Consider the following 12,581-nt stretch of genomic DNA (forward strand, 5'->3'; position numbering starts at 1 on the left):
TTCCATGTCGCTGCCGGCCCGACCTCCCGCAGGACGGGACCGGCGCCGGGATCCATAGCCGAAAACCCTTCTTGCGATGAGTGCCGGGCCTCCACAGGAGGCTTTACCGTGTCCATCGCCGTCGCGTTACCCCGCTCGCCCCTACGTGCCGCGCCCCAACGCGCGGTCGCGCCCCCTCTCGTCGTCAACGTAGGCGTCATCGGGCCGGGCAAGGTGGGCACCGCCTTCCTGCACCAGCTGCGCCACGCCGCCCCGCGCCTGCTGCGCGAATGCCGCCTGGAACTGCGCCTGCGCGCCGTCAGCGACAGCCGGCACATGTGGCTGGATTGCGACGACGAGGCCCTGAACGGCCGGATGGGCGGTGCCCAGACCTGGCGCCCGGTGGCGCTGGATGACTTCGCCGCCTACGTGGCCGGCCACCAGGGTGAGGCCGCCGTACTGGCCGACTGTACGGCCAGCGATGCGGTCGCCGACCACTACGCCGGCTGGCTAGCCGCCGGCATCCACGTGGTGACCCCCAACAAGCGCGCCGCCAGCGGCTGCCTCAACCGCTGGCAGGCCATCGCCCGCGCCTCCGATGCCAGCGGCGCCCGCCTGCATTACGAAGGCACGGTGGGCGCCGGCCTGCCGGTGGTCCAGACCCTGCGCGACCTGATCGACACGGGCGATGAGCTGCAGGCCGTCGAGGGCATGCTCTCGGGCACCCTGGCGTGGCTGTTCAACCGCTTTGATGGCTCGGTGCCCTTCTCCGCCCTGGTCCGCGAGGCCCACGCGCTGGGCTACACGGAGCCGGACCCGCGCGATGACCTTTCCGGTATGGACGTGGCCCGCAAACTGGTGATCCTGGCCCGCGAGGCCGGCGTGGCGCTGTCGCTCGATGACGTGGCCGTGTCCAGCCTGGTGCCGGCCGAGCTGGCGGAGCTGGGCCGTGAGGACTTCATGGAAGCCCTGCCCGCCATGGATACCCCAATGGCTTCGCTCCTTGCCCAGGCCCGGGCCGCGGGTGGCGTGCTCCGCCACGTGGCGCGACTGGACCGCGACGGCGCGTCGGTGGGCGTGCAGGTGCTGGAGCGTAGCCATGCCTTCGCCCATGGCCAGCTCACCGATAACGTGGTGCGTTTCGCCACGCGCCGATACTGCGACAATGCCCTGGTAGTCCAGGGGCCGGGTGCCGGTCCCGAGGTCACGGCGGCGGCGGTGTTCACGGACCTGCTGCGCGTGGCCGGCGCCATGGGAGTAAAACGATGCGCATGCTGAAAGAAGACACCTCGCCCCTCGCCCGTACCGATGTCGCCACCGCCGAGGCCTACGCCAGCGTCGGTAACGTGGGTATCGGCTTCGACATCCTTGGCCACACCGTGGAAGGCGCCGGCGACCGCGCCGAGGTGCGCCGGATTCCCGAGCGCGAAGTGCGCATCGCCGCCATCCATGGCGTGATCACCGATCTGCCGCTGAAGCCCGAGGACAACACGGCTGGTGCCGCGCTGCTTTCGATGCTGCGTGGCCTGAACCTGCCTTTCGGCTTTGAGCTCACGCTGCACAAGGGCATCGCGCTGGGTTCCGGCATGGGTGGCTCGGCCGCGTCGTGCGTGGCCGCCGTCGTCGCCGCGAATGCACTGCTCGATGAACCGCTGCCGCGCGAAGCGTTGTACCCGTTCGCGATGGATGGTGAGGTCGTTGCCAGTGGTAGCCGCCACGGCGATAACCTCGGCCCCATGTTGCTGGGCGGCCTGGTCCTGGCCACGGATAAGCGGCTCGTGCGCGTTCCCGTACCGGCCGAGTGGCATTGCGCGTTGGTGCACCCCCACGTGGTGCTCGAGACCCGCAAGGCACGTGCCGCGCTCGCAGGCAACTACGCGCTCGGTGAGTTCGTCGCACAAAGCGCCAACCTGGCCATGGTGCTGGCCGGTTGCTACCGCGGTGAAGCCGCACTGGTACGCGAAGGCCTTTCCGATGTGCTGGTGGAACCACGCCGTGCCCCGCTAATCCCCGGCTTCTATGCGGTAAAGCAGGCCGCGCTCGACCACGGCGCCTTCGGTGCCAGCATCTCCGGTGCCGGCCCCAGCGTGTTTGGCTGGTTCGAAGACCGCGCCGCCGCCGTAGCCGCCGCGCACGATATGCAGGCCGCGTTCCGCCATGCCGGCCACCGCAGCGATGCCCTGGTCGCGCCGATCGACGGCCCTGCGGCGCGAGTGGTGTAACGATGCGCTATGTGAGTACGCGCGGCGGTGCCGCGCCTGTGTCGCTTTCTTCCGCGATCGCCACCGGGCTTGCGCCGGATGGCGGGCTTTACGTACCTGAAGCCATGCCGCGCCTTGGCAAGCTGCCTTCCGGTGGCTACCTGGCCAGCACCGCGGCAGCCATGCTCGAGCCCTTCTTCGAAGGCGATGCACTGGCGGGTGAACTGGAGGCGATTTGTGCGGAAGCCTTCTCGCACCCCGCGCCGCGGCGCGAGCTGAAGATCGCCGGCGCGCATGTGCTGGAACTGTTCCATGGCCCCACCGCGGCATTCAAGGATTTCGGCGCGCGCTTTCTTGCGGCCTGCATCGCGCGGCTGCGTGCAGGTGAAAACCGGGCGCTGACCATCCTTGTGGCCACCTCGGGCGATACGGGTGCGGCTGTCGGCGCGGCGTTCCACGGTGTCCCCGGTGTTCGCGTCGCCATCCTCTACCCGGATAACCGCGTCTCGCCACGCCAGGCCCACCAGCTCGGCAGCTTTGGTGGGAACGTTCGCGCGATTCGCGTGGAAGGCAGCTTCGATGACTGCCAGCGGCTGGTGAAAGGCGCATTCGGCGACCCATCGTTGCAGGCCGACGTGCCGCTCTCATCCGCGAACAGCATCAGCCTCGGTCGCTTGCTGCCCCAAATGGCGTACTTCGGTCACGCGGCGCTACATGCCGATGACAAGCCCATGAACGTCATCGTGCCAACCGGCAATCTCGGCAACGCCGTGGCTTGCCTGTGGGCGCGTGAGATCGGCCTGCCCATCGGCGAGGTCGTCTTCGCCTGTAACGCCAACGATACGCTTCCCGAGTTTTTCGGCGGCCAGCCCTACCGGGCACGCGATGCGATTGCCACCATCGCCAACGCCATGGATGTGGGTGCGCCCAGCAACTTCGAGCGTCTGGTCCACCTTTTCGGCAGCGAGGAAGCGACCCGTTTCAACGGCGCCGCCCACGGCATCGACGACGCCACGATCCGCGATGTGATCCGCCGCCATGCCGCCACGGATGGCGAGGTGTTCTGCCCGCACACGGCGACGGCGATCCGCGTGTTCGAGCAACGGCGCATCGCGGGTGATTCGCGGGCATGGACCATGGCCGCGACGGCACACCCGGCCAAGTTCGAGACGGTCGTCGAACCGTTGATCGGGCGACCGGTGGATGTGCCTGAGGCACTGGCGACGATGCTCGGGAGAACCGCCAGCGCCGAGCCGCTGGCGGCTGATCAACGACTATTCGGCGATTGGCTGCGTAGCTGGTAACGCCTGCCTCAGAACTTGTAACTCAGCATCAACCGGTTATTGGTCCAGGGCTGGTTCCCTGGATTCAGGTTGTTGTTCCCGCCCACGGTGTGTTCCCAGCGGTCACGCAGTTGCAGGCCCTTCAGCAGCATGTCGAGCTTCCACACGATGTCGACATAGACATCGTGGCTGGTGCCACGAAGCACCGTATCGTAATGCGCGTACGAAGCGATCAGCTGCAGGTCGTCGTGCAGGAAATTGTATTGGGCACGCGCTTTCCAGGCATGCCCCGCGCCGAGCTCCACCAGGCCGCGCAGCATCGACGTGGTGTAGAGCGGATCGGTCGCGTAGCTGTTGGTGTAAGGCGAGATGATGGCGCCCGCCCCGGCCGCATTGGTATCGCTGGCAAGCTTGTTGTACGAGATGTCGAACTTCGCCTTGCCGACGCCGACACCCGCATCCACGCCCCACGCTTTCGCATCGACACGCTCGCCGGCGAGGCCGGTGATCTTTGTCTGCGTATCGACGATGACATTGTCCGACCCGCTCGTTTCGCGCACCAGCTGCGCACCGACGAAGGGCTTCAGCATCGTTCCCGTGGGAATGGTGTACATGCCATCCGCATAGCCCAGGCGGCCAAAATGCTCGAAATCGTAGTACCAGGCCTGTGCGGCCAGGCCACCCCCGGCGTAGGTACTGCCGATGGCGGTGGTGCCACCCTGCGAACGCGCGCTGGCAGGGAGCGATCCGTTGTTCCCGTACATGCTGTCGCCGTGGTAGGTCGACGGATAGTAGACGTTATCGTCGTTGTACGATTCCGACGTGCGGCTCTTCCAGCGCAGGGTGCGGATCGCGTAGATATCCCAGCCCTTCGCCGGCTTGAAATCAGCCATGGCGCCCTGGTAGGACGCCGGGATGATGCGCGAATCCGACTGGCCCATCCAGGGCGTATTGAGGTACTGATCACCCCCGCGCACGGTCACCCACGGGTTGGTGTATTCGGCATAAGCCTGGGTGATGCCGTCGATGACGTTGCCCGGACCCATCAGCGAGGTATCGACGCGCCCCGCGTCGTTGGACTGGGTACCGAACGAATGGGCGGAGAACCCTGTCGCGACCAGGCTGAAGCCGCCGACCTTGCCGCTCTTGACCGTAAGCAGGCCGGCAAGCGAATTGGCGAACTGGTCCTTGCTCGAGGGGTTGTCGTAGTTGCGGTCGAAGCGATAGAGGCGCACCTCCCCGCTGACGGTCGCATCACGGAAGAAGTCATCCGCATGGGCCCCGCCGGCGATGCAAGCCAGCCCCACGGCAAGACAGCCAGCCATGAGGCCCCGCCGGCCGGGAAGCATCCGCGCCCGACGGTACGCCGGTGCAAATCCACTGGCCCGTACGGACACGGACTCTTTTTCGGTCAGGCTCACGGCCACGACACCCTTATAGTTGCCAAAGAAACAACCGGGACGATAACACGGCCGCCATAGGGCCTATTAGGAAGGGGCTACTGCGGCCAGGCGAATGGCGTGCAACCACAAGCGATCGCCGAACAGCTCCGCCTCGACGCTTCAGTCTTCGTTCCGGCGTTGTTTCACATGCAACCAATGGCGGCGAGCCGTGGCATTTCCGGTGCTCACTGCGGTGCATACCACTTACCCGTAACCAGCATTTCCACGCGGTCCCGCGACCAAACCACGGGACGGACGGATAGCCGTCCAAACGCTCCTAGGAAAATTCTTTCAGCGAAAACTGTTGACAGGCGTCAAACGGGTGACGTACGTTCGACCGCATGACGCAGCGCACCACCCATGGCCGCTTTTCCCTGAATCGACTTACCAAGGTCGACGGAAAGCTGCGTCTCGGCGGCGGCCTCCTTCTTATTAACCTTGTACTTATTACCTGCGGAGGTGCGGGCTAAGGGCAAGTGTCCAGGTGAAACGAAAATAACCTGAAGACTCCTTAAGAACCCCGCACCCGGACACGGATGCGGGGTTTTTTATTGCCCGGCCCGCCTCGACAACGAGCGGAGCCAGACATGAATCCAGCACACCAGGGCAGTACACACGGCGACGTCGAAAGCGACGTAGGCCGCGTGCGTATCTTCGACACCACCTTGCGCGACGGCGAGCAGGCCCCTGGGTTTTCCATGGACCGGCGCGCCAAACTGCGCATGGCCCAAGCCCTGGAAGACCTGGGCGTCGATATCATCGAAGCGGGGTTTCCGCAGGCTTCACCCGATGATTTCGCCGCCGTCGCCGAGATCGCAAGGACACTGAAACGCCCCACGGTCGCCGCGCTGGCGCGATGCCAACCCGGTGACATCGATGCCGCCGGAAGGGCCCTGGAAGGCGCAAGGCATTCACGGATCCACCTGTTCCTGTCCACCTCTCCCCTGCACCGCGAACACAAGCTGGGGAAATCAAAGCAAGAAGTGATCGATATCGCCGCCACGGCGATCGCAAGGGCCAAGGCCCTGGCCCACGAAGTTGAATTCTCCGCCGAAGATGCCCTGCGCACCGAGCCGGATTACCTCGCCGAGATCTTCTCGGTCGCCGTTGAAGCCGGCGCCTGCGTGCTCAACGCCCCCGACACCGTCGGTTACACCACCCCCGCCGAAATCACCGAGATGTTCCGCTACCTGCAGGCGAACGTGCGCGGTGCGGATAAGGTCATCTTCTCCGCGCATTGCCACGATGACCTGGGCATGGCGGTGGCGAACAGCCTGGCCGCGATCAGCGCCGGCGCCCGCCAGGTGGAATGCACGATCAATGGCATCGGCGAGCGCGCCGGCAACGCCGCGCTGGAAGAAATCGTCATGGCGCTGCACACGCGCCGGCCGCTGTTCAAGCTCGATACCGGCATCGTCACCCAGCACCTGTACCCGACCTCGCGCCTGCTCACCGAAGTGACCGGCCAGGCCGTGCCGCGCAACAAGGCCATCGTGGGCGATAACGCCTTCGCGCACGAATCGGGCATCCACCAGCACGGCATGCTCAAGCACCGCGGCACCTACGAAATCATGAGTCCGCAGGATGTCGGCGCGAAGACCTCGCTGGTCCTCGGCAAGCATTCCGGTCGCCACGCCCTGCGCCAGCGCCTGGTCGAGCTCGAGTACGAGGTCGATGAAACCACGCTGGATACCGTCTTCGAGCGTTTCAAGGTCGTCGCCGACCGCCAGCGCTCTGTCACCAACGATGACCTCGTCGCCCTGATGGGCGCATACGAGGCTGAAAGCGAGACCGCGGCCGTCGCGGTCCAGTCCTGAAGGAGGAACCATGGAAGCCCCGACCCATCTCTGGCACAACGGCCGTATCAAGGCCTGGGCCGAAGCCACCTGCCACGTCGGCGCGCATGCGCTGCACTACGGTTCCTCGGTATTTGAAGGCATCCGCGTGTACAGCACGCCGGATGGCCCCCGTTACTTCCGCCTGGACGAGCACACCGAGCGCCTGTTCCACTCCGCGCGCGTGTACGACCTGGTGATGCCGTACGACGCTGCCACGCTGAACCGCGCCTGCCGCGAAGTCATCGTCGCGAACAACCTGCAATCCGCCTACGTGCGCCCCATCGTGTACCGCAGCGGTTTCACGTTCAGCCTGGCACCCTCGCTGGATACCGCCGTGGATGTCGCGATCATCGCGCTGCCGTGGGGCGCTTACCACGGTGCCGATGCGATCGAGAAGGGTGTGGATGTGTGCGTGTCCTCGTGGAACCGCGCGGCCCCGAACACCTTCCCGAGCGGTGCCAAGGCCGGCGGCAACTACCTCAACAGCCAGCTGATCGCCCGTGAAGCAGTGAACGGCGGCTATGCCGAAGGCATCGCACTCGGCACCGACGGCCTGCTGAGCGAAGGTGCGGGCGAGAACCTTTTCGTCGTGCGCAAGGGCGTGATCTACACGCCGCCAGCCGCCGCATCGATCCTGTGCGGCATCACCCGCGATTCAGTGCTCACCCTGGCCAAGGACCTGGGCTACGAAGTGGTCGAACAGCCGCTGCCGCGCGAGATGCTGTACTTCGCCGACGAAGTGTTCATGACGGGTACGGCCGCCGAAGTGACGGCCGTGCGCTCGGTCGATCGCAAGCCGGTCGGCAGCGGCCGCCCCGGCCCCATCACCCGCGCCCTGCAGGATGCCTTCTTCGGCCTGTTCGATGGCCGTACGGAAGATCGTTGGGGCTGGCTGTCACCGGTGGAAGAAGCCACCGCCGGGAGGGTCGCGGCATGAGTGCGCGCACCCTGTTCGACAAGCTGTGGGATGCCCACCAGGTAAAGGCCGAAACGGAAAGCACGCCGGGCGTGCTGTACATCGACCTGCACATGGTCCACGAAGTGACCTCACCGCAGGCCTTCGATGAGCTGCGCGCTCGCGGCCTGAAGGTGCGCCGCCCGGATCGCACGCTGGCCACGCTGGATCACTCCACCCCAACCTTGCCTGCCGGCACCGACGGCAAGCGCCCGTACTTCACGAAGGAAGCCGAGGCCCAGGTCGCAAAACTCGAAGCCAACGTGCGCGAGTTCGGCATCGACCTGATGGGCTGGGATAGCCCGCACCGCGGCGTCGTGCATGTCGCGGGCCCGGAAGTGGGTGCCACCCATCCGGGCATGACCATCGTATGCGGTGACAGCCACACGGCTACCCACGGTGCGTTCGGTTCGCTGGCCTTCGGCATCGGCACCACGGAAGTCGGCCATGTGCTGGCCACGCAGTGTCTGCTCCAGCGCAAACCCAAGTCGTTCGCCATCCATGTGGATGGCCAGTTGCAGCAGGGCGTCACTGCAAAGGACCTGATCCTGCACATCATCGGGAAGATCGGCATCGGCGGCGGTACCGGCTACGTGCTGGAGTACACCGGCGAAGCGATCCGCGCCATGTCGATGGAAGAGCGGATGACCGTCTGCAACATGTCGATCGAAGCCGGTGCCCGTGCGGGCCTGGTTGCGCCGGACGATACGACGTTTGCCTGGCTGAAGGGCCGCGAACGTGCACCGCAGGGTGCGGCGTGGGACGAGGCCGTCGCCCGCTGGCGCGCGCTCGCCACCGACGACGGTGCCACGTATGACCGTGAAGTGCGCATCGATGCATCGGCTATCCAGCCCTCGGTCACGTATGGCACTCACCCGGGCATGGTCATGCCCATCCACGCGCAGGTGCCCGCTGCGGCGGATGCGCTGGAACAGCGCGCACTGGATTACATGAAGGTCACCGCCGGCAAGCCGATCACGGGCGAGGCCGTCGATGTCGTCTTCATCGGCAGCTGTACCAACGGGCGCCTGTCCGACCTGCGTGCCGCCGCGGAGATCCTGCGTGGCCGCCGCGTGGCCGAGGGCGTGCGCATGCTGGTGGTGCCGGGCTCCGAACAGGTGCGCCGCGATGCCGAAAGTGAAGGCCTGCACCACGTGTTCCTCGAAGCCGGCGCGGAATGGCGCCAGCCGGGCTGCTCCATGTGCATCGCCATGAACGGCGACATGGCCCAGCCAGGCCAGCTCGTCGTCGCCACCAGTAACCGCAACTTCGAGGGCCGCCAGGGCAAGGGCGCACGCACCGTGCTGGCCAGCCCGCTGGTCGCCGCGGCCTCGGCCGTGGCCGGCCACGTCGCCGATCCGCGCGAGTACATGAACCAGGAAGCCGCCGCATGAGCACCACCACCCGCCCGCTCACCTACGTGCACTCGCGCACGGCCGTGCTGCGCGATGAAAACATCGATACCGACCGCATCATCCCGGCGCGCTTTCTCACCACCACCGAGCGCACCGGCCTGGGCAAGCATTGCTTCGAGGATTGGCGTTACGCCGCCGACGGCAGCGACAACCCCGCGTTCGCATTGAACCAGCCGGCCGCCCGCGGCTGCTCCATCCTGGTGGCCGGCCACAACTTCGGCTGCGGCTCCTCGCGCGAACACGCCCCGTGGGCGCTGCTGGATTACGGCATCCAGGCGGTGATCTCCAGCGAGATCGCGGACATCTTCCGCGGCAATTCGCTGAAGAACGGCCTGCTCGCCATCGTCCTTTCCGGTGCCGAGCACCGTTGGCTGTTGGATAACCCCGGCGTCGAACTGCGCATCGATATCGCCAGCGGGACCATCCGCCTTCCCGACGGCGGAAACATCCATTTCGATCTTGAACCGTTCGCCCGCCACTGCCTGCTCAACGGCGTGGACCAGATGGGCTTCCTGCTGCAGCAGGACGACGCCATCGGCGCCTATGAACAACGCATGGAGAAAGCAGCATGAAGAAGGCCAACATCGTCGTATTGCCGGGTGACGGCATCGGTCCGGAGGTCGCCGCGGCCGGCGTCGCCGTACTGCGTGCGGTCGCCGAGCGTTTCGGCCACGCGTTCTCCTTTACCGAGCATGCGATCGGTGGGGACGCCATCGATCGCTTTGGCGACCCGTTGCCGCAGGAAACGCGTGATGCGCTGCTGGCGTGTGATGCCATCCTGCTCGGCGCGGTGGGCGGCCCCAAATGGTCTGATCCCTCGGCCAAGGTACGCCCCGAGCAGGGCCTGCTCGCCATGCGCAAGATGCTCGGCGTCTTCGCCAACGTGCGCCCGCTGAAACTGCACCCACGCACCGCCGCGCTGTCGCCGCTGAAGCCGGAGCGCACCGCGGGCGTGGATCTGGTCTTCATCCGCGAACTCACCGGCGGTATCTACTTCGGCGCCAAGACGCGCAGCGACACCGATGCAACGGACGAATGCCGCTACAGCGTCGAGGAAGTGGAGCGCGTCGTGCGCCATGCCTTCGAACTGGCCCGCAACCGCCGCAAGAAAGTTACCTCGGTGGACAAGGCCAACGTGCTGGAAACCTCGCGCCTGTGGCGTTCGGTCGCCACGCGTGTCGCGACCGAGTTCCCGGATGTGGCGCTGGAACATCAGCTGGTCGATTCGATGGCCATGCACCTGCTCACCCATCCCGCCGACTACGACGTGATCGTCACCGAGAACATGTTCGGCGACATCCTGACCGATGAAGCCTCGGTGCTGGCTGGCTCGCTGGGGCTGTCGCCCTCCGCATCGATCGGCGGCCCCGGGGCGGGCATCTATGAGCCCATCCATGGCTCGGCACCGGATATCGCCGGTCAGGCAGCGGCGAATCCTCTGGGCACGATCCTCTCCGCGGCGATGCTGCTGCGCCATTCGCTCGGCCTGGCCGACGAAGCCGCAGCGGTCGAAGACGCCGTGGACCACGTTCTGGAACACGCCAACCTCACTCGCGACCTGGGCGGTACGGCCACGACGCACGCCGTGACCCGTTCCGTCCTGGACGCCATCCAAGCCAAGGCGGAGGCCGCATGAGCACCCGGAAGATCCCCATCCGCACGCTGCGCAGCGATGCGATCAAGACCGGACCGGATCGCGCGCCGGCCCGCGCCATGTTGCGCGCCACGGGCCTGGACGATGATGCGATCGCCAGGCCGATGGTCGCCATCGTGCACAGCTGGTCCAACGTCTCGCCGTGCAACCTCAACCTGCGCGAGCTCGCCGAAGCCGCCGCCGAAGGCGTGCGTGCAGCGGGCGGCACGCCAGTGGAGTTCAACACCATCGCCGTCACCGATGGCATCGCCATGGGCACGACCGGCATGCGTTCGTCGCTGGTCAGCCGCGAAGTGATCACCGATTCAATCGAGCTGGCCGTGGATGGCCACTGCCTGGATGCGATGGTGGTGCTGTGTGGTTGCGACAAGACCATCCCGGCCGCCGCCATGGCGCTGGCCCGCCTGAACATCCCGGGCGTGGCGCTGTACGGTGGCAGCATCGACCACGGCAAGCGCAACGGTTGCTCGATCACCGTGCAGAACGTCTTCGAAGCGGTGGGCGCACATGGCGCGGGCAAGATCACCGACGAGGAACTGGACGACGTGGAGCGCCACGCCTGCCCCGGCGCCGGTGCATGCGGCGGTCAGTACACCGCGAACACCATGGCGATGGTGCTGACCATGCTGGGGCTGACCCCGGTCGGCCTGAACGACATCCCCGCGACCGACCCGGCCAAGCGCGCGGCGGCGTTCCGTTGCGGCGAACTGGCCATGGCCTGCCTGGAAGCCGACCGCAAGCCGCGTGACGTGATGACCCGCGATGCGTTCGATAACGCCGCGCGCGTGGTCGCCGCCACCGCGGGCTCCACGAACGCCGTGCTGCATCTGCTGGCAATGGCCAACGAAGCCCGCGTGCCGCTGTCGATCGAGGACTTCGAGCCCGCCTCGAAGAACACGCCCGTCATCGCTGACCTGATGCCGGGTGGCCGCTACAGCGCGGTCGAGATGTCGGCCGCCGGTGGTGTCGCCATCGTGGCGCGGGAGCTGCGCAAGGCAGGCATGCTGAAGAACACGGCCACCGTTACCGGCCACACGATGTTCGAAGAACTCGACGCCGCACCGCCCGCGACGGAAGGCCAGGTGGTCGTTCGCAGCGTCGCCGATGCGTTCAAGCCGCGTGGTGGTTACAGCATCCTGTACGGCAACCTGTCGCCCGAGGGCTGCATCCTTAAGCTGGCCGGCCACGGCCGCACGAGCCATGCGGGGCCGGCGCGCGTGTTCGAGAGCGAAGAAGAAGCCTTCGCCGCCGTGCAGGCAGGGCGCATCCGCGCGGGTGACGTCATGGTCATCCGTAATGAAGGCCCCGCGGGCGGCCCCGGCATGCGCGAGATGCTGGCCGTCACCGCGGCGCTGGTCGGCCGTGGGTTGGGCAACGACGTGGCCCTGATCACCGATGGCCGCTTCAGTGGCGCGACGCATGGCTTCATGGTGGGCCACATCGCACCGGAAGCCGCGCGTGGTGGCCCGATCGGCCTGATCCGCGAAGGCGACGCCATCTTCATCGATGCCACTACCCGCGAACTACGCACCGATGCGGACCTCGCCTCGCGCCGCGCTGCCTGGCGCCCCACGCCACCGAAGGTGATGCGTGGCGTGCTTGCCAAGTACGCGCGCCTGGTGGGATCCGCTGCTGAGGGTGCAGTCACACAGGCCTTTGACGATGCGCCGGCGACGAGCCAGCGGGTGCGCCGCGAAATCGAGGATGAGGACCTCACGCAGGAACTGATCGGCAACTGAGTTCGTTTTGTGGGGCGTGCTTGCGCGCGCACCGGGCCCTGAATCCCTGGTCACGCGCAAGCACGTTCCCACATC

Annotated in this window: 9 protein-coding genes and 1 pseudogene; 9 read left to right on the forward strand and 1 reads right to left on the reverse strand. The window is 66.6% G+C overall.

Annotated elements, in window-relative coordinates; all coding sequences use genetic code 11:
- The first annotated feature begins 108 nt into the window (after positions 1 to 108).
- The 3 genes from L2Y97_RS20780 to thrC are packed head-to-tail and all read left to right on the forward strand — an operon-like array spanning position 109 to position 3,484.
- Positions 109 to 1,257 (forward strand): homoserine dehydrogenase family protein, encoded by a 1,149-nt coding sequence (locus tag L2Y97_RS20780; protein WP_425492799.1) that lies wholly within the window; start codon positions 109 to 111, stop codon positions 1,255 to 1,257.
- Positions 1,245 to 2,201 (forward strand): homoserine kinase, encoded by a 957-nt coding sequence (locus L2Y97_RS20785; protein WP_425492800.1) that lies wholly within the window; start codon positions 1,245 to 1,247, stop codon positions 2,199 to 2,201. The genes L2Y97_RS20780 and L2Y97_RS20785 overlap by 13 nt, the downstream gene beginning before the upstream one ends.
- Before the next feature lie 2 nt (positions 2,202 to 2,203).
- On the forward strand, positions 2,204 to 3,484 hold the full coding sequence (thrC, locus tag L2Y97_RS20790) for a threonine synthase (protein ID WP_247430510.1): 1,281 nt from the start codon (positions 2,204 to 2,206) through the stop codon (positions 3,482 to 3,484).
- Between the two features lie 8 nt (positions 3,485 to 3,492).
- Here the strand turns inward: thrC and L2Y97_RS20795 are convergent, their stop codons facing one another.
- Positions 3,493 to 4,788, reverse strand: a complete 1,296-nt coding sequence (locus L2Y97_RS20795) for an OprD family outer membrane porin (RefSeq protein WP_247430512.1) — start codon at positions 4,786 to 4,788, stop codon at positions 3,493 to 3,495.
- Between the two features lie 704 nt (positions 4,789 to 5,492).
- Between L2Y97_RS20795 and L2Y97_RS20800 the strand changes: the two are divergent.
- From L2Y97_RS20800 to ilvD, 6 genes and pseudogenes are all read left to right on the forward strand, one after another.
- Positions 5,493 to 6,692: pseudogene (locus L2Y97_RS20800) on the forward strand (2-isopropylmalate synthase); the annotation flags it as partial.
- Positions 6,693 to 6,732: 40 nt separating this feature from the next.
- Positions 6,733 to 7,680: a branched-chain amino acid transaminase gene (locus tag L2Y97_RS20805; protein ID WP_247430514.1), complete on the forward strand. Its 948-nt coding sequence runs from the start codon at positions 6,733 to 6,735 to the stop codon at positions 7,678 to 7,680.
- Complete coding sequence (leuC, locus tag L2Y97_RS20810) at positions 7,677 to 9,092, forward strand: 3-isopropylmalate dehydratase large subunit (RefSeq protein ID WP_247430516.1); 1,416 nt, start codon at positions 7,677 to 7,679, stop codon at positions 9,090 to 9,092. The genes L2Y97_RS20805 and leuC overlap by 4 nt, the downstream gene beginning before the upstream one ends.
- Complete coding sequence (gene leuD / locus L2Y97_RS20815; protein WP_247430518.1) at positions 9,089 to 9,685, forward strand: 3-isopropylmalate dehydratase small subunit; 597 nt, start codon at positions 9,089 to 9,091, stop codon at positions 9,683 to 9,685. Before leuC ends, leuD begins: the two co-directional genes overlap by 4 nt.
- A complete protein-coding gene (leuB, locus tag L2Y97_RS20820; RefSeq protein ID WP_247430519.1) occupies positions 9,682 to 10,749 on the forward strand; it encodes a 3-isopropylmalate dehydrogenase in 1,068 nt (355 codons plus the stop codon). Before leuD ends, leuB begins: the two co-directional genes overlap by 4 nt.
- Positions 10,746 to 12,506: a dihydroxy-acid dehydratase gene (ilvD, locus tag L2Y97_RS20825; protein WP_247430521.1), complete on the forward strand. Its 1,761-nt coding sequence runs from the start codon at positions 10,746 to 10,748 to the stop codon at positions 12,504 to 12,506. Before leuB ends, ilvD begins: the two co-directional genes overlap by 4 nt.
- Positions 12,507 to 12,581 lie beyond the last annotated feature (75 nt).

Source organism: Luteibacter aegosomatissinici, from assembly GCF_023078495.1.
In the GTDB taxonomy this organism is placed as follows: domain Bacteria; phylum Pseudomonadota; class Gammaproteobacteria; order Xanthomonadales; family Rhodanobacteraceae; genus Luteibacter; species Luteibacter aegosomatissinici.